We start from the raw sequence: 16,869 nt of genomic DNA on the forward strand, positions 1-16,869 counted from the left end.
GCCAGGATGCGCGGCATGGACGGCCGTCGCGCTCTCCCGTCCCTCGAAGCGGCGGCCGTCCATCAGGACGAAGACACGGTCATCCTGGCGACGCGCCACCCGAAACGGTGGCGCGTCGTTTTCATTTGCACATATCGCCGCGCGAGGCGAAACACCTCGTCTTGCGAGCGAGGGAGCGCCAGGGCCTGCGCATTCTAGAACTCACCCCCCTGCGTTGGGGCTGGGCCGTCCTCAAGGTGGCCGGCAAGGCCCTGACGCGCCTGTGGGGACGCGACGTCATGCTCTATGTCGGCGGGGTGTCCTTCTTCGCCCTGCTGGCGGTGTTTCCGGCCCTGGCCCTGTCGATCGGCATCTACAGCCTGCTGTCGACGCCTGAGCAGGCCGCCGCCCAGGCCGACGCCTTCGCCGAGATCCTGCCCGCCGGGGCCCAGGGCCTGTTCGAGGCCCAGCTGACCCGGCTGGCTCACACGCCCAGCGGGGCGGCGTCCACCCAGAGCGTGCTGGCCATCGTGATCGGCCTCTACGCCGCCCATCGCGGCTTCAAGGCGCTGCTGGCCGGCCTGTCGTTCATCCACGGCGAGGAGAATCCACGCGGCTTCTTCGGCTTCAACCTGATGGCCCTGATCGTCGCCGTCGCCGCCTTCGGCCTGCTGGCCGTGGTGTCGGCGGCGTTCCTGACGGTGCGGGTCGTGGTCGCGGCCGCGGAGCTGAACCCGATGAAGGGCGTCAACTGGGTCTTCTCGGAATGGACCTGGGCCTCGTTCGGCCTGACCCTCGGCCTGATGCTGATCTACCGCTACGCCATGTCGCGCACGCCGGTGGGCTGGCGCGCCTCGGCGCTCGGCGGCGCCGTGGCCGCCCTGATGTTCATCGCGGCCTCCTGGGCCAGCGCCTACTATGTCGAGCAGATCGCCCATCTGGGCGCCACCTACGGCTCGGTGGCGGCGGTCGTGGTGTTCCTGATCTGGCTGTCCTGGAACGTCAACGCCATCTTCTTCGGCGGCGCCGTGGCCACCGAGGCGGCCATCGCCCTCGGCGACGAGAGCGACGCCGTCTACGAAGCGGGGCGGGCCGAAGTCGGCGAGCGTCCGACTAGCGCGGCCTGACCACCAGGAAGCTCGAGGTCGCGCCGTCGCTGGACTGTTCGAGCAGCTCAAAGCCGTTCTGGGCGGCGAAATGCGGCACGTCGATGCGGGCCATCGGGTCGTCGGCCAGGAGGCGCACGGCCTGGCCGGGGGCGGCCGACGCCAGCGCCTTGCGCAGCTTGAGGGTCGGCACCGGGCATTGGTGGCCCCGCGCGTCGACGATGGGTATGGCGGCGTTCGGCGAGGACATGCCACGCCTTTCATCACGACTGCGTCGATGCGTCCATGCCGCATTGGCTTCCGGCGCGAAGCGGGCTCAGATCGGCGCAAGGTTCGATCAGGAGGGCGTCGCCGGTTGCCGGCGGCGGGAATCGGGCGGCGCATGACCGGGTGGATCAAGTTCTGGGCGACGACGGCCTGCGCCGTCACGCTGTCCCTGACGCTGGCGGCTTGCGGCGGCGGCGGCGGCGGAGGTCCTGGCGGAGGCGTCACCACGCCGGCCCCGCCGTCGCCGCCGCCGTCCAACCCGCCGCCTGCGCCGCCGCCGGCCAACACGCCCAGCACCACCAGCGACGAGTTCCTCCGCAACTATGCGGTCGGGGCGATCAAGGCCGACAAGGCCTGGGCCCAGGGCGCCACCGGCAAGGGCGTCGTCATCGGCGTCATCGACACCGGCATCGACTTCGCCCAACCCGACCTGCAGGGCAACATCTCGTCGGACTCGACGGACGTCATCGCGGGCCGCCAGTCGAGCGCCCTGGCCTCGCGGCACGGCACGCGGGTGGCGGGGGTCGCCGCCGCCGCCTTCAACGGCATGGGCACCATCGGCGTCGCCTATCAGTCGACCATCCTGTCGGTGCGGGCCGAGACCGACGGCAGCTGCGCCACCGAGTGTTCGTTCAACGACGTCAACACGGCGCGGGGGATCGACTACGCCGTGGCGCACGGGGCGCGGGTCATCAACCTGTCGCTGGGCGGCCCGGACCCCAGCAGCGCCGCCTTCATCGCCGCCATGCAGCGCGCCGTCGGCGCCGGCGTGGTGTTCGCCATCTCGGCCGGCAACGATTCGGCGGCCAATCCGTCCAATCCGGCGATGCTGGCCGTGGACCCGCGCTTCCAGGGCTCGGTGATCGCCGTCGGCGCCACCACCCAGGCCGGGACCCTGGCCAGCTTCTCGAACAAGGCTGGCGCGGCGGCGCAGGACTACATCACCGCCCCAGGGGTCAACATCGTCTCGGACTGCGATGCGAGCGGCTGCTGGTCGATGTCGGGCACCTCGTTCTCGGCGCCTCAGGTGGCCGGCGCCCTGGCCTTGCTGCTGCAGGCCTTTCCCAACCTGACCGGCGCCCAGGCGGCCGACATCCTGCTGCGCACGGCCGACGACCTGGGCGACCCCGGGACCGACGCCGTCTATGGGCGCGGCGGGCTGAACCTGCAGCGGGCCTTCCAGCCGGTCGGGACCACCAGCGTGCCCACGGCGGCGGGCGCGGCCATCGCCCTGCCCGAAGGCAAGGGCGGCGGGACGATGGGCGCGGCGTTCGGCGGCGCCGTGCGCGTCGGCGCCGGCCTGACCACCATCGGCTACGACGACTACAGGCGTCTGTTCGTCGTCGACCTGGGGGCGGTCTTCCATGGCGCGGCCCGCCAGAGTCTGCGCCCCGGCCCGGCCTCGTCAGTCGTCTCCAGCAGCACGATCCAGACCGCCGGCGGCGCCCGTCTCAGCCTGACCGTCAGCCGGCCGGCGTTCGCCGACGCCGCGCCGGCCGCCCTGACCAGCCTGACCCAGGCCCAGCCGCAGCCCGAGATGCTGGCGTCGTTCCGCCAGGGCGCGCTGCTGCTCGACGCCTGGCGGGGCCAGCCGGGAGCCGCGCCCGGGTTCGAGGCGGCGCCGACCGACGCCTTCACCCTGATGGCCGGGGCCGACCATGCCGTGCGCGCCGGCTACGCCCTCGGCCCGTGGACCCTGTCGGCCGAGGAGGGCGGCGGGCCCCGCCGCGCCTTCCTCGATCCCACCATCGCCCCCACGGACCAGGGCGGCTCGCGCTACGTGCGGGCGACCGCCGGTTTCGCGCGCGGGCCCTGGCGGGCGGCCGCGTCGTTCGGGACGCTGACCGAGGACGACGGCCCCCTGGGCTCGCTGCTGTCGGCGCGGGCGGGCTTCCAGATGCCGGCGCGGACCCAGTTCGCCACCTTGTCCGGCGACTGGGACGCCGCCGACGGCGTGACGCTGTCGGCCGAGGCGTCGATGGGCCGCAGCCAGGCCGACGGCCGCGTGCTGCAACTGGCGGCCGGGGCGCTCAGCTCCAGCTGGCGGGTGGGGGCGAGGGCGGACTGCGCCCTGCTGAATCTTGGCTGCACGGGGCTGTCGCTCGACCTGTCGCAGCCTGTGCGGGTCGAGCGGGGCGCCTTCACCGCCCGCCTGGCCGACGTCCCGGCCGGCTATTTCGACCCGGTGACCTTCTCCGACCGCCGCGTCGACGCCGCGCCGACGGCGCGTGAGCTGGATCTCGGCCTCAACGCCTGGCGCGATCTCGACGCCTGGGGCGTGGTGCAGCTGCGCGGGGTGGTGCTGTTCAACGAGAACCACGACGCCGCCAACGCGCCCAACCTGGGCCTGTTCGCCACCTGGCGGGCTTCGTTCTGAGCGGGGATCGACGCGACGGGCGCTGGAGCCCGCCGCCGACGGCTGGTAAGAGGCGCGACGCAAGCTCGCCGACGGCCGATTCCGCCGGCGGCCGCGTCTGCGGACGGGTGGCCGAGTGGTTTAAGGCAGCGGTCTTGAAAACCGCCGTGGGTTCACGCCCACCGTGGGTTCGAATCCCACCCCGTCCGCCACAGGAGTACGCGGCCACATCGTAGGCCCTAGGCTGCGTGCGCCGTCGCGGGCGACGGCGGCTGGCGGTGCTCAAGCATGAAGTCCACGAACGCGCGTACGCGCGACGGCAACAGCCGCCCGTGGGGGTAGATCAAGCTGACCGGCCGTGAGCGGCCGGCGAAGGGTTGCAGCACCTCGACGAGCGAGCCGTCGGCCAGGTCCTTCTCGACCACGAACCGGTAGGTCTGGAACAGGCCCGCGCCCGCCCTGGCCAGCGTCACGCCGGCCAGCACATCCTCGGAGCAGCTGTAGTGGCTGGTCAGGAGCAGTTCCTTGTCACGGCCGTCCAGCCTGAACAGCCACGGGATCCGCCGTCCGCTGCTCGGCAGGGCGAACTGGACGCACTCATGCCGTTCCAGATCCGGCAAGGTCTCGGGCCGCCCCGCGCCCCTAAGGTATTCGGGGCTGGCGACGACGACGAGCTCGGCGTCCTCCAGGTGGCGCGCCACCACGGTTGAGTCCGGCAACGCGCGAAAACGGATCGCGACGTCGAAGTTCTCCTCATGCATGTCGATGTTGCGATTGCTGATCTGGGCCTCGACCGTGATCAGCGGATGCCGCGCGCGGAACGCGGGCAGTAGGGGCAGGAGCCTGTAGTGCCCATAGGTCGTGGGCGCGCTGACGCGGATCACGCCGCTGGGCTGCGCCTGCTCGCCGGTCACCCTGCGCTCGGCCTCGACCAGCTGGTTGAGCGCCGTGCGGCAGTGTTCGAAATATTCGCGACCGCCTTCCGTGAGGCGGATGCTGCGGGTGGAGCGCACGAACAGGCGCACGCCCAGCCGCTTTTCCAGGCGGGCGATGGACCGGCTGACGGCGGCGGGGGTGACCCCGGCGGCATGGGCGGCGGCCGTGAAGCTTCCGGCCTCGGCGGCCAGGCAGAACAGCTCGATGCTGCCCAAGACGATGTCGTCAAACTGGCGTTGCGCATTCATTACATCATGTATCCATAGAAGTGCGTCAGCCTACATTTATCAGCGCGTTGGTCATTAATAAGTTTCCTCGGTCGGCGCGCCCTGGCCATCAGCCAGGCCGTCCAAACGGACCCATCCGAGGGCCACCATGAGCAAGTCTGAAAACACCATCGTCATCACCGGCGCCGGCGGCGGCATCGGCCTGGGCCTCGCCGAGGCCTTTCTGCGCGAGGGCTACAACGTGGTCGGCACGGGCCGCTCCGCCCAGCGCCTGCAGGCCGCGGCCGACCGCCTGAAGGCCGGCGAGCGCTTCCTGGCGTCGCGGGCGACGTCGGCGCGCCCGGAACCGCCCGCGACGTGTTCGCGCAGGCGATCTCGCGCTACGGGCAGGTCGACGTGCTGGTGAACAACGCCGGCATCTTTGCGGTCAAGCCGTTCGTGGACTTCACGCCGCAGGAGATCGAGGAGCAAATCTCGACCAACCTCAAGGGCGTGCTCTACATGTCGCAGGAAGCCGCCCGCCACATGGGCGAGCGCGGGCGCGGCAGGATCGTCAACATCACCGCCGCGCTGGCGCTGCAACCGCACGCGAGCGTGCCGGCGCTGCTCGCCGTGGCGCTCAAGGGCGGCGTCAACCAGGCCACGCGCGCCCTGGCGCTGGAGTTGGCGCCGCGAGGGGTGACCGTGAACGCCGTCGCGCCAGGCGTCGTGGACACGCCCATGCATCCGGCCGAGAGCCACGCCGCCCTCGGCGATCTGCACCCGCTGGGCCGCATCGCCCGCGCCGACGAGATCGCGGCGGCGGTGCGTTACCTTGTCGGGGCCGAGTTCGTCACCGGCGCCGTCGTGCCGGTGGACGGCGGCTTCAGCGCCGGGCGCTGAGGCGCCGAACGAGCCGAGGAAAGCCCATGGAATACCTTGTGACGATGACCACCCACGTCCCGACCGGAACCTCGGAGGCGGCTGTCGAGGACATGCGCGTCCGAGAGGCGCGCAGCGCCGCCGAACTGGCGCGTGCGGGCCGGCTGCTGCGTCTATGGCGCCCGCCGCTGCGGCCGGGCGAGTGGCGGAGCCTGGGCCTGTTCTCGGCCCCGGACGAGGCCAGCCTCGAAAGGGCGCTGGCCTCGATGCCGCTGCGGGTCTGGCGCACCGACCAGCCGTCGCCGCTGTCGGCCCATCCGAACGATCCGGGAGCGCGCGCGGCCGTCCCGACCCTGGCGGCGGGCCGGGAGTTCCTGATCGTCATGACGGTCACGCCGCCGCCAGGAACGCCGCGCGCGCAGGTCGACGACGTCCTGTCGCGCGAGGCCGAACGCGCGCGGGATCTGGCGGCCCGGGGGAACCTGCTGCGGCTATGGTCGCTTCCGGCCCCGTCGGGCGAACGGCGCGCCCTCGGCCTTTGGCGCGCGGGCGACGACGCCGAAATCGCCGCGATCGTCGACGCCTTGCCCCTGCGTCCCTGGATGACCGTGGAGACCACCCCGTTGACCCCGCATCCCAACGACCCGACGGGCCGCTGATCGCCCGGGCGAGAACAAGGAGAGAGCCATGCCTTTCGTCAGCATCCGCATCACCCGCGAGGGCGTCAGCGCCGGGCAGAAGGCCCAAGTCATCCGCGAGGTCACCGACACCCTGGAGCGCGTGCTGCGCAAGCCGCCGGAATGGACGCACGTGGTGATCGAGGAGGTCGACACCGACAACTGGGGTTTCGGCGGACACACCACCACCGCCATCCGCGAAGGGCGAGCGCCGGCGCCTGGTTCCGAGCCGCGGAACAGCCGCCGAGGGCCTTAGCGCAGGGCCAGGCGGTCACGCCGGGGCGGGGCCTCCGAACCATCGCGAGGCGGCTCGGGCCGCTTCGTCTGGGTTGGGGGCTCCGTCGCTGGCCCAGGCGACGAAGCCGTCGGGGCGCACGAGAACGGCGCTCAGGCCCAGCCGCTCCTTGGGGGCGCCGGCGACATAGGCGATGCGGTCTCGCCAGCCGTCCGCCAGCGCCTGAAGCGGCGCGCGCGGGTCGAAATCCAGCAGCAGGCCGGCGCCCGTCCGGAGGAGGTCGCCGGCCCTGGTCCCGTCGCCCAGTTCGAAGTCGGGAACGCTGCGTCCCGCCAGCGCATGGCCTTCGCCGAGATCGTAGCGAAGGCAAACGCCCCAGACGCGCTCGGCGAAATAGGTCGCGCCGTCGCCGGTGGCGATGAGGTCGCGGATGATGGCTTCTAGGGCCCGCGAACTCCGGCTCGGCCGCATGATCGCCACCTGGGCCCGCGACCAGTCTAGGACGTCGGCCCCCACCGGATGGCGTTCGCTCCCATAGCTGTCGAGCAGACCGTCCGGCGCGTGGCCGCGGACGGTGGACGCCAGTTTCCAACCCAGGTTCATGGCGTCGCCAAGCCCGAGGTTGAGCCCCTGACCGCCCAAGGGGGAGTGGATGTGCGCGGCGTCGCCGGCCAGCAGCACCCGGCCCCGGCGGTAGGCGGTCGCCTGATAGGCGCGATCCGTCCAGGTGGTGGCCATTCGCAGGTCGGTCAGGACGACGTCGACGCCGGAGACGCGGCGCAGGACCGCCTGCACGTGCTCGAGCGTGATCGGCGAGCTTCGGTGGAAAGCCCCGCCGTCGAACTCGACCATCGCGATGGTCCCGGGCCGGGCGTAGGTGAACATCCCCGTGGCGGTGTAGTGGCGGCCCTCGCGAAGCTCGTCCGGATCGGCCATCTCGACCTCGACGGAATAGCCGGTGAATTCGGGGTCGGCGCCCGCGAACTCGAAGCCGCCGGCCTTGCGGACGGTGCTGCGGCCGCCGTCGCATCCGACCAGCCAGCCTCCGCGAAAGGTCTCGCCGCCGGCGCTGACGGCCACCCCGTCGTCCGACGCGGCGAGCCCCTCGACGCCAAGGCCGCGCCTGATCTCAACGCCCATGGCGACGGCGCGGGCGGCCAGGATGGATTCGATGGACTCCAGATCGACCGCCATGCGGGCGCCGGCCGGGCTCGGAAGGCGGTACGGCCATTTCGAGGCGTCGACGTCGTCGTCGTAGAACTGGATGCCGGCGAAGTGACCGCCGGGCCGGCGCGTCTGCCGCGTCCAGTGCGCCGCGGCTGAAACGCCGCCGCCCGAGGCGTCCTTGGCCTGTTGCTGCGCGGTGATGTCGTCGAGCAAGCCGCGACGGTGGAAGGCCTCGATGGTGGGCGCCGAAAGGCCGCGCAGCCCGAAGGGGAGGCGCTTCAAGGGGGAGGCTGGGTCTTCGGCTTGCTCCAGCACCAGGACCGAGAGTCCCGCGAGGCGCAGCTCGCACGCCAGGAACAAGCCGACCGGGCCGGCCCCGGCGATCACGACGTCATAGAACATGGGCGAATTCCTGGGCTTCCTTAATGGGTGGAGGCGGGCGCGCCGGCGAAGAAATCGGCGAGGCTGTAGGGCGCGCGGCCGTCGAGACAAAGCGCCAGCATCCGGTGCGAGTCCTCGGCGGCCGACCGGCTGCGCGGGAACATCGCCGCCTCATAGACGCCGAGCGCGGCCTCGATGTCGTCGGGGCGGGCGGCGATGGCTGCCCCCAGTTCGGCGCCGTCGAGCATGGCCAGGTTCGCGCCCTCGCCAGCCGGCGGCGCCAGATGGGCCGCGTCCCCGAGCAGCGTCACCCCCGGCCTGCGCCCCCATCGATGGTCGGTCGGCAGGGCATGCAGCATGCGCAGCACGGGGGCGGCCTCGCCGCCGGTGATCAGCGCGGTGAGCGCCGGCGCCCATCCGTCGAACTCGGCCGCCACTTTCGCGATCGCGGCGGCCGAGGCGAAATCGAGCCCGGCGAACCACGCGGCGGGACGGCTCAGCGCGACATAGGCGTGTAGAACGCCGCCGGCTTCGCGGTGGGTGAAAACCCCCTGGCCCGGGGCGAGCGCGAAGAGGGCGCCGCCGCCGGCCGCTTCCGCCGTCGCGGGGAACCGCGTGTCGACGTCATGCAGGTAGGTCTCGACGAACGACGTGCCGATGTATTCGGGAACCGCCTGGGACAGCAGCGGCCTGACCTTCGACCAGGCGCCGTCGGCGCCGACGAGCAGGCGGCTGGTCACGGTCGATCCGTCGGCGAAGGTCAGCGCGTGACGGCCGTCGCCCAGCGCGACGACGCGGTCGAGCTTCCTGCCCCACCGGATCGTCTCCGGGGGCAGGGATCGCAGGAGAATTCGGCGCAGATCGCCGCGAAGGACCTCGGGCCGCCCGCCGGCGCCGTCGTCGGGCTGTTCGAACACCACGCCGCCGCGCCGATCGAGCACGCGCGCGGCCTCGCCGCCCCGGTGAATGATCGCGCGGAACTCGTCGATGAGGCCGGCGGCCTTGAGCGCGACCTGACCGTCGTGCTCGTGAATGTCGAGTTGACCGCCCTGCGTCCGGGCTTCGGCCGAAGCATCGGCCTCGTAGACGGTCGCTGGGACGCCGTGCAGGTGGAGGACGCGGGCGAGGACAAGACCGCCTAGGCCCGCGCCGATGATGGTGACGGGTGTCGTCATCGCCTTCCTTCCGGATTCAATGGAACGTTGTTCCAGATGCCTTATTGGAACGACGTTCCATTCATGTCAAGATCACGCTCATGGCCACACTGACTCAACGGACCGAACGGCGGGCGAACGCGCTTTCGAAGGAACGCATCGTCGAAGCCGCCATCGAAATTCTCGACGCCGACGGGGAGGGCGCCCTGACCTTCCGGGCGCTCGCGGCGCGCCTGAAGACCGGGAGCGGCGCGATCTACTGGCACGTCGCCGACAAGAGCGAGCTGCTCGCGGCGGCCGCGGACCAACTCGTCGCCGGCCTGACGACCGGCGCGAAGACGGATTTACCGCCGCGCGAGGTGATCCGCGCGTTGGCCCTCGGGGTCTTCGACGTCATCGACGCCCACCCTTGGATAGGCGGGCAGCTTTCCCGCGACCCCTGGCAGCACGCAGTCCTGCGGATACTGGAGGGGGTGGGCGCGCAGGTTCAGGCGCTCGGCGTTCCAAGGCCTATCCAGTTCAACGCCACGACCGCGATCTTGAGCTTCATTCTCGGCCTGGCCGGTCAGTATGCGGCCGGTGCCCGCTTTTTCGCGAGCGGCTCGGATCGGGCGACGCTCCTCGGGGCCATCGCCGACAAATGGGAGCGGCTCGACCCCGTGGCCTATCCGTTCGTGCGACAGGTGGCGGCGCAGTTGCCCGAGCACGACGACCGCGAGCAATTCCTCGCCGGCGTCGACCTCATCCTCGCCGGCATCGAGACCGTCAGATAGGCGGCCGTCCGGCGCGAACGGGGCGGGGCCCTAGCCGCGGTAGATCGAGAACCCGCCGTCGACCAGGACCGCCGTTCCGGTCATGAAGCTTGAGGCCTCGGAGACCAGGTGCAGGGCAGAGCGGGCGATCTCCTCGGGGGTGGCCAGCCGTCGCAGGGCGTGCAGCCCTTCGATATAGGCCCGGCTCTCGGGCGTGTTGGCCACTTGACGCCCCATCGGGGTGTCCGTGCCGCCCGGCAGCAGGGCGTTGGCCCGGACGCCCGCGCCGCCGAATTCGGCGGCGATGACCTGGGTCAGGCCGATCAGCCCGGCCTTGGCGGCGGCGTAGGCGGCCAGTCCCTGGAAGCCGACCGTATGGCCGACGAAGGTCGAGGTGAACAGCAAGGCGCCGCCGCCGCGTTCGATCATGGCCGGAATCTGCCGGCGGGCGCAGAGGAAGGCGCTGGTGAGGTTGGTCTCTATGGTCTCGCGCCAGGCGTCCGCGTCGATCTCCGGCGTCGGGGCGACGGCGCCCGTGGCGCCGGCGTTGTTGAAGGCGATGTCGAGGCCGCCGAACCGCTCGACGGCCAGATCGACCAGCGCCGCTGAGAGGGCCTCATTGCGGATGTCGCCGGCGATGGCCGCGGCTTCGCCGCCGGCCGACCGGATTTCGGCCAGCAGAGCGTCCAGCTCGGCCTGACGCCGGCCGGTCGCCACCACCTTGGCGCCTTCGGCCGCGAACAGCCTGGCCGCCGCCCGACCGATCCCCGAGGTGGCGCCGGTGACGATCGCCACCTTCCGCTCCAACTGTCCCATGATGCGCGCTCCGTTGTTGACCGGAGGGCTTAGTGACGTCCGCGACGCCGATCCGACACCCGTATCTTGCGGTTCGCCGGCCGCTCATAATTCTACCCTGAGGGGAATTTCACCCTTTATAGTTTAAGGCAATGGTGGAGACTGCCCGTTGCGGGCGTCGGCCCGCGCAGAAGGGCGAACCATCATGAAACACCTGCTCCTGGCCGCGGCCGTCCTGGCCGGCGGCGTCGCGACCGCCCAGGCCGCCTCGGCGTCCCCCATCGTTTCGCTGATCCTGAAGAACCAGGGCGCGGCGTCGATCAGCGCCACGGACGATCTGGGAATCTTCTCCACCCAGCCCAAGGTCGTCGCGGCCATGGGGCAGGGAACAGGCTCAAAGAACTTCTCGGGCGACGTCTACAGCAACGTCACGGTGTTCGACACGTTGTCCAACGCCAGCTGCACGTTCCACACCCAGTCGGTGTACAGCAGCTTCTACGGTCACTACCAGATCACCGCGACGACGCCGGTTTCGCGCAACGCCACCGACGGCAGCGGCCGCGCCGCGACCTGCGGTCAGACCTTCACCTATCGCTACGCCCTGTCGGGGGATTACGATTCGACGATGACCGTCTCGTTCCACTGAGGCGATCCTGGCGGAGCGGGCGGTCCGCTGCGCCAGGGCCTTCAGCGCGTGGGCGGCCGCGCCAGCAGGCGCTCGGCCAGTCGCTCCATGTCGGCGACGAACCAGACGACACGTCCGCGATCGGCCTCGCGGACGAAATCGGCGAGCGCGCCGCTGGCGGCGGTCCATCGCGAGACGTCGCCGACCACGGCCAGCAGGAAGCCGTAGTTGGCGAATTTCTGGGTGATGGCTCCCGCCAGCCCGGTCCTCAGCTGGAAGAACGCCGGCGGCAGGCGGATCGCCGGCACGGCGACCGCGGCCACGTCCAGTCCGAACGCGTCGCCGATCAGGTCGGTCGCCCGGCTCTCGGCGTCTATCAGCGGCCCGTCATCCGGGCAGACCATCACCCGAACCCCGGCGAGGACCGCCACGCCGTCGGAGACCGCATGCCGGGCGGCGGTCACGACAGGGCTTCCAGCAGGGCGGCCAGGGTCTGCAACACCGCCGCCGCGTCGGCCGGGGCGGCGATGACCACCACCTTCAGTCGCCGCCGCGCCGGATCGAATGCGGTTTCGAGCCGCACGGCCTCCGGCCGCGCTTCGCGACCGACCAAGGTCGCGGTCAGCGCCGTCGCCAGGCGGTCGGCCTTGTCGGCGGGGATGTCCGGAACATCGACGATGCTGGTCGACAGCGCCTGGAGGGGAGTGCGCGCGCGGTCCTGACCGATCAGGGCCTCGAAATCGCTCCTCAGGATGCGATAGGCCTTGCCGAAGCGGACCGCACGCAGGCGGCCGTCGTGAATGAAACGCAGCACGGTCTTGGGATGCAGGTCCAGCCGGGCGGCGACCTGTTCGACCGTATAGACCTCGTCCGACATCGCTTGTCAGGCTATAATTATCCACATTAGTCTCTATATATCGCAAAATGCGGAATAATAAAGGCGATCTCGCTAGGCGATGCGGACGCCATCGCGGCGCAAGCTTCGCTTAACCAATCCTAAAAACTCCTTGTTCACCCTTCGGCGTGCCGGCGGCGGCGGTTCGCCGCCCGATGGGAGGCGCGAGTGCTCGCTGCGACCTCGAAGCGATCCAGCCTGACGCTCGCCGTCGCCTGCCTGGGCGCATTGGCTCTGGCGGCCTGCGCGACGACATCGCCGCCGCCGCGATCGACCGCCCAGCAAGCCAAGACCAAGGCCAAGCGCGTCGCCAACCCGCAGTCGGGCGGACGCTATATGGTGGGCTCGCCGTACCAGGTCGGCGGCGTCTGGTACGTGCCCTCCGAGCAGCCGAACTACGACAAGACCGGCGTCGCGTCCTGGTATGGCGAGCCGTTCCACAATCGCCGCACCGCCAACGGCGAGACGTTCGACATGTTCACGCCGTCGGCCGCCCACACCACCTTGCCGCTGCCGAGCATCGTCGAGGTGACCAATCTCGACAACGGCCGCCGGATTCAGGTGCGGGTCAACGACCGGGGCCCCTTCTACGGCGGACGCATCATCGACCTGTCCAGGGCCGCCGCCGACGAGCTCGGCTTCTTCAACAAGGGCACGGCGCGGGTTCGGGTGCGCTATGTCGGCCCGGCGCCGCTGATCCCGTCGACCGCGCGGCCGCAGCTGGCGATGAACGAGCGCCGCCCGCCCGCCGCCGCTCCCCCGCCGCCGCCTCAACCCGCGCCCCAGCCGACCCAGATCGTGTCTGGGCCGCCGCCCGCGCCCGTCCCCGCGCCTTCGCCAGCCGCGCCGGCGGGAGCCTTCGCCATCCAGGCCGGCTCCTTCTCCAGTCGCGACAACGCCGAGCGGGCGGTCGCCCAGCTTTCGGTGGCGGGGCAGGCGGTGATCCGCCCCATCGTGCGCGGGGGCTCGACGCTCTATCGCGTGGTGGTGATGGGCGGCTGGGCCGACGAGGCCAAGGCCGCCGCCGCCTTGCCGGGCGTCGCGGCGGCCGGCTTCGCCGACGCCCGGGTGGTTCCCGGCTTCTGACCGCCGGCTTTGACGCGTCGGGCCTTGCGCGCCAGACCTTGCACGAACGCGCGAACCAGCCAATGTGAGGCCCGTGGCGCGCGGTCGGTTCATAACATTCGAGGGCGGGGAAGGGGGTGGCAAGTCCACCCAGGTCCGGCTGCTGGCCGAACGTCTCGCCAGCCTCGTCTCCGAGGTGACGACAACCCGCGAGCCGGGCGGCTCGCCCGGGGCGGAAAGCATCCGCGCCCTGCTGGTCGACGGTCCGCCGGAACGTTGGTCGTCCCTGACCGAGACCTTGCTGATGTACGCCGCCCGCGCCGACCACGTCGAACGGGTCATCCGTCCAGCCTTGGCGCGCGGCGCCTGGGTGGTCTGCGACCGCTTCCATGACTCCACCCGCGCCTATCAGGGCGCCGGCGGCGGCGCGCCCCAGGATCTGATCGGCCAGTTGGAGACCTCGGTGCTGGGCTCCACGCGGCCCGATCTCACCCTGATCCTGGACCTTCCGGTGGAGGCCGGCCTCGCCCGCGCCGCCGCGCGGGGCGGCGGGGAGGCCCGTTTCGAGGCCAAGGGCCTGGCTTTCCATCAAAGGCTGCGCGAGGGCTTCCTGGCCATAGCCGCCGCCGAACCCGAGCGGTGCGTGGTCCTCGACGCCTCGGCCGCGCCCGACCACGTCGCCGATCTGGTCTGGGAGACGGTGCGCGCGCGGCTGGACCCGCCGCGATGACCGCCACGGCCGAGACCCCGCATCCCCGCGACGTGTTCGACTACAAGGACGGCTCCGGCGCCGAGCAGGCCTTCCTCGACGCTCAGGCGCGCGGACGCCTGCACCACGCCTGGCTGCTGTGCGGCCCCGAAGGCGTCGGCAAGGCCACCTTCGCCTACCGCGCCGCCCGCCGCCTGCTCGGCGCCGCGCCGGACCCGGCCCGGGGCTTGCTGGGCGCCGCCCCGAACGATCCGGTCTGCCGGCAGGTGGCCTCGCAGTCGCACCCCGACCTGCTGGTGCTGGAGCGCGCGGTCGAGGACGGCAAGACCAAGAAGTTCATCGCCGTCGACGACGCCCGCCGCATGCCGGAGTTCTTCTCCAAGGCGCCCGGCTCGGCGCCGTTCCGGGTAGCCATTATCGACTCCGTAGACGAGATGAACATCAACGCCGCCAACGCGGTGTTGAAGACTCTTGAGGAGCCGCCCGAACGCGGCGTCATCTTCCTGGTCTCCCACGCGCCGGGAAAGCTGCTGCCCACCATACGCTCGCGCTGCCGCCGGCTGACCTTCGCCAGTTGGAGCGAGGAGCGCGCCGCCGCCTTCGTGATCGACCGCACAGGTCTCGACGCCGACCGCGCCGCCAGGCTGGCTCAAATGGCGCGTGGCGCGCCGGGAAGGGCGCTGGCCCTCGCCCAACGCGGGGCGCTGGAGGTCGACCAGACCGTCGCCGACCTTTTGGGGAACCTGCCGGCGACGGACGAGGCGGCCTTGCTGGCCCTCGCCGACACCTTCCGAGGGGCGGAGGGCGCCGAACGGTTCGCCACCGTGCTCGAACGGCTGGCCGAACAGGTTCGCGAGCGCGCCCTGGCCGCCGCCACCGCGTCCGCCGGCGTGGCGGTTGATCGCTGGGCCGCCCTGTGGGAGAGGCTGACGGCGCTGCCGGCCGAGGTCGACGCGGTCAATCTGGACCGCGCCGACGCGTTCTGGAGCGTGATCGCCGACCTCAAAGCCGCCGCACGGCTCTAGCCGCCCCGGATCGCCATGCTCATCGACAGCCACGTCAACCTGCACGCGCCGCAGTTCGCCGAAGACCAGGCGGAGGTCATCGCGCGGGCGCGCCAGGCGGGCGTGGCCCTGATGGTCACCATCTGCGACCGCGTCTCGGCCTTCGAGGCCGTGCACCAGATCGCCATGGCCCACGACGACATCTGGTGCACCGTCGGAACACACCCGCACGAAGCCAAGGAAAATCCGGGCCTTATGGCCGAAAACCTGATCGCCCTGGCGCAACGCCCCAAGGTGGTCGGCATCGGCGAGGCCGGGCTCGATCTCTATTACAACCACAGCCCGATCGCCGTGCAGGAAGCGGTGTTCCGCCAGCACGTCGCCGCGGCCCGCGCCACCGGTCTGCCGCTGGTGGTCCACACCCGCGACGCCGACGCGATGATGGCCGACATCCTGGAGGAGGAGCACGCCCGCGGCGCCTTCAAGATCCTGTTGCACTGCTATACCGGCGGGGCGGAGCTGGCCGCCCGCGCGGCGGCGCTGGGGGCCTGGTTCTCGGTGTCCGGCATCGCCTCGTTCAAGGCGGCCGAGGACGTCCGGGCGGTGATTCGCGACATGCCGGCCGACAGGATCATCGTCGAGACAGACTGTCCCTACCTCGCCCCGGTTCCGATGCGCGGCCGACGCAACGAACCGGCGTTCCTGCCGCACGTGCTGGCCAAGCTCGCCGAAATTCGCGGCTGGAGCGCCGCCGAGGCCGAGGCCCGGACGGAGAGCGCGTTCTTCGCCCTGTTCGACCGAGTCGCCCGGCCATGAGCGGCGTGCTGGAGTTCACCATCCTGGGCAGCGGCTCGTCCGGCGGCGTCCCGCGCGCCGACGGCGACTGGGGGGCGTGCGACCCGGCCGATTCGCGCAACCGGCGCAGCCGATGCTCGCTGCTGGTCCGCCGGCTGTCGCCGGACGGCCCGGAGGAGGCGACCACGGTCCTGGTCGACACCGCGCCCGACCTGCGCCTGCAGACCGCCGAGGCGGGCGCCAGGCGCATCGACGCGGTGCTGTTCACCCACGACCACGCCGACCAGGCGCACGGGATCGACGACCTGCGCGCCTTCGCCCAACGGCGGCGGCGGCGGATTCCCTGCTACATGGACGCGCCTACCCACCAGTCGCTCACCCGGCGCTTCAGCTACATCTTCGAGGGGGAAGGGGGCTATCCGGCCATCTGCGACGCCTGCGCCCTTCCGCCGCTCGGCCAGGCCTGGCGCATCGAGGGGCCGTCGGGCGCCGTTCCGGTGATCGGATTCGACCAGGATCATGGCGGGGTGCGCTCGGTCGGCTACCGCTTCGGCGACCTGGCCTATTCCAGCGACGTCGTCGACCTGCCCGATTCGGCGTTCGAGGTCCTGGCCGGCGTCGACGTCTGGATCGTCGACGCCTTGCGCGAGACGCCGCATCCGACCCACGCGCATGTCGACAAGGCCTTGCAGTGGATCGAGCGGGTGCGGCCGCGTCGCGCCATCCTGACCAATCTCCACATCGATCTCGACTACGCCCGGCTCGCCGCCCGGCTGCCGCCGGGGGTCGAGCCGGCCTTCGACGGGTTGCGCCTGGAGTCGCCCGGCTAAAAAGGCGGTTTCCAGAGCCCCCGCAACCTGAAAGCGACAGGTTGTCACAGAAG

Annotated in this window: 18 protein-coding genes, 1 tRNA gene and 1 pseudogene; 13 read left to right on the forward strand and 7 right to left on the reverse strand. The window is 71.3% G+C overall.

The genetic code is table 11. The annotated features are described in order from the left end of the window. Positions 1 to 161 precede the first annotated feature (161 nt). Complete coding sequence (locus tag C5708_RS01675; protein ID WP_242917162.1) at positions 162 to 1,106, forward strand: YihY/virulence factor BrkB family protein; 945 nt, start codon at positions 162 to 164, stop codon at positions 1,104 to 1,106. On the opposite strand, the gene C5708_RS01680 is transcribed toward C5708_RS01675, so the two are convergent. Beyond that, positions 1,093 to 1,335 carry a sulfurtransferase TusA family protein gene (locus C5708_RS01680; protein WP_242917164.1) on the reverse strand — a complete coding sequence of 81 codons (243 nt, stop codon included), beginning with the start codon at positions 1,333 to 1,335 and terminating at the stop codon, positions 1,093 to 1,095. The two genes, C5708_RS01675 and C5708_RS01680, sit on opposite strands and share 14 nt — an antisense overlap. 132 nt (positions 1,336 to 1,467) lie before the next feature. Here C5708_RS01680 and C5708_RS01685 point away from each other — a divergent pair, with 132 nt between their 5' ends. Further along, positions 1,468 to 3,729: a S8 family peptidase gene (locus C5708_RS01685; protein WP_242917166.1), complete on the forward strand. Its 2,262-nt coding sequence runs from the start codon at positions 1,468 to 1,470 to the stop codon at positions 3,727 to 3,729. Between the two features lie 101 nt (positions 3,730 to 3,830). Beyond that, positions 3,831 to 3,920: transfer RNA gene (locus tag C5708_RS01690), tRNA-Ser, on the forward strand. Between the two features lie 27 nt (positions 3,921 to 3,947). Here C5708_RS01690 and C5708_RS01695 read toward each other — a convergent pair. Continuing rightward, entirely contained in the window at positions 3,948 to 4,892 is a 945-nt protein-coding gene (locus C5708_RS01695) for a LysR family transcriptional regulator (protein WP_242917168.1), read from the reverse strand. A gap of 127 nt (positions 4,893 to 5,019) precedes the next feature. On the opposite strand from C5708_RS01695, the pseudogene C5708_RS01700 reads away from it, so the two are divergent. The 3 genes and pseudogenes from C5708_RS01700 (at position 5,020) to C5708_RS01710 (ending at position 6,665) form a co-directional block, all read left to right on the forward strand. Next, positions 5,020 to 5,753 (forward strand): annotated as a pseudogene (locus C5708_RS01700) (SDR family oxidoreductase). Between the two features lie 26 nt (positions 5,754 to 5,779). Further along, positions 5,780 to 6,391 carry a muconolactone Delta-isomerase family protein gene (locus C5708_RS01705; RefSeq protein WP_242917170.1) on the forward strand — a complete coding sequence of 204 codons (612 nt, stop codon included), beginning with the start codon at positions 5,780 to 5,782 and terminating at the stop codon, positions 6,389 to 6,391. Positions 6,392 to 6,419: 28 nt separating this feature from the next. Continuing rightward, a complete protein-coding gene (locus C5708_RS01710) occupies positions 6,420 to 6,665 on the forward strand; it encodes a 4-oxalocrotonate tautomerase family protein (RefSeq protein WP_242917172.1) in 246 nt (81 codons plus the stop codon). Between the two features lie 15 nt (positions 6,666 to 6,680). Here C5708_RS01710 and C5708_RS01715 read toward each other — a convergent pair whose 3' ends face one another. After that, positions 6,681 to 8,213: an FAD-dependent monooxygenase gene (locus C5708_RS01715; RefSeq protein ID WP_242917174.1), complete on the reverse strand. Its 1,533-nt coding sequence runs from the start codon at positions 8,211 to 8,213 to the stop codon at positions 6,681 to 6,683. Between the two features lie 20 nt (positions 8,214 to 8,233). Further along, positions 8,234 to 9,367: an NAD(P)/FAD-dependent oxidoreductase gene (locus C5708_RS01720; protein ID WP_242917176.1), complete on the reverse strand. Its 1,134-nt coding sequence runs from the start codon at positions 9,365 to 9,367 to the stop codon at positions 8,234 to 8,236. Positions 9,368 to 9,447: 80 nt separating this feature from the next. Here C5708_RS01720 and C5708_RS01725 point away from each other — a divergent pair, with 80 nt between their 5' ends. Continuing rightward, positions 9,448 to 10,119: a TetR family transcriptional regulator gene (locus C5708_RS01725; RefSeq protein ID WP_242917178.1), complete on the forward strand. Its 672-nt coding sequence runs from the start codon at positions 9,448 to 9,450 to the stop codon at positions 10,117 to 10,119. 30 nt (positions 10,120 to 10,149) lie between these two features. Here C5708_RS01725 and C5708_RS01730 read toward each other — a convergent pair whose 3' ends face one another. Beyond that, positions 10,150 to 10,914 carry an SDR family oxidoreductase gene (locus tag C5708_RS01730; protein WP_242917180.1) on the reverse strand — a complete coding sequence of 255 codons (765 nt, stop codon included), beginning with the start codon at positions 10,912 to 10,914 and terminating at the stop codon, positions 10,150 to 10,152. Positions 10,915 to 11,098: 184 nt separating this feature from the next. Here C5708_RS01730 and C5708_RS01735 point away from each other — a divergent pair, with 184 nt between their 5' ends. Continuing rightward, complete coding sequence (locus C5708_RS01735; protein WP_242917182.1) at positions 11,099 to 11,539, forward strand: hypothetical protein; 441 nt, start codon at positions 11,099 to 11,101, stop codon at positions 11,537 to 11,539. A gap of 41 nt (positions 11,540 to 11,580) precedes the next feature. Here C5708_RS01735 and C5708_RS01740 read toward each other — a convergent pair whose 3' ends face one another. Then, on the reverse strand, positions 11,581 to 11,982 hold the full coding sequence (locus tag C5708_RS01740) for a DUF4180 domain-containing protein (protein WP_242917184.1): 402 nt from the start codon (positions 11,980 to 11,982) through the stop codon (positions 11,581 to 11,583). Further along, the gene (locus tag C5708_RS01745) at positions 11,979 to 12,395 is read right to left on the reverse strand and encodes a helix-turn-helix domain-containing protein (RefSeq protein WP_242917186.1); all 417 of its coding nucleotides are present in this window, start codon (positions 12,393 to 12,395) and stop codon (positions 11,979 to 11,981) included. The genes C5708_RS01740 and C5708_RS01745 overlap by 4 nt, the downstream gene beginning before the upstream one ends. Before the next feature lie 186 nt (positions 12,396 to 12,581). Between C5708_RS01745 and C5708_RS19405 the strand changes: the two genes are divergently transcribed. From C5708_RS19405 to C5708_RS01780, 5 genes are all read left to right on the forward strand, one after another. Further along, positions 12,582 to 13,499: a septal ring lytic transglycosylase RlpA family protein gene (locus tag C5708_RS19405; RefSeq protein WP_347566987.1), complete on the forward strand. Its 918-nt coding sequence runs from the start codon at positions 12,582 to 12,584 to the stop codon at positions 13,497 to 13,499. 73 nt (positions 13,500 to 13,572) lie between these two features. Then, positions 13,573 to 14,208, forward strand: coding sequence for a dTMP kinase (gene tmk / locus C5708_RS01765; protein WP_242917188.1), 636 nt, complete (start codon positions 13,573 to 13,575; stop codon positions 14,206 to 14,208). Further along, the gene (locus C5708_RS01770) at positions 14,205 to 15,212 is read left to right on the forward strand and encodes a DNA polymerase III subunit delta' (protein WP_242917190.1); all 1,008 of its coding nucleotides are present in this window, start codon (positions 14,205 to 14,207) and stop codon (positions 15,210 to 15,212) included. The genes tmk and C5708_RS01770 overlap by 4 nt, the downstream gene beginning before the upstream one ends. A gap of 15 nt (positions 15,213 to 15,227) precedes the next feature. Beyond that, a complete protein-coding gene (locus tag C5708_RS01775; RefSeq protein WP_242917192.1) occupies positions 15,228 to 16,007 on the forward strand; it encodes a TatD family hydrolase in 780 nt (259 codons plus the stop codon). Further along, a complete protein-coding gene (locus C5708_RS01780; protein WP_242917194.1) occupies positions 16,004 to 16,816 on the forward strand; it encodes an MBL fold metallo-hydrolase in 813 nt (270 codons plus the stop codon). The genes C5708_RS01775 and C5708_RS01780 overlap by 4 nt, the downstream gene beginning before the upstream one ends. Positions 16,817 to 16,869: the final 53 nt, after the last annotated feature.

The sequence above is a fragment of the Caulobacter sp. CCUG 60055 genome (assembly GCF_022750545.1).
Classification (GTDB): domain Bacteria; phylum Pseudomonadota; class Alphaproteobacteria; order Caulobacterales; family Caulobacteraceae; genus PUIC01.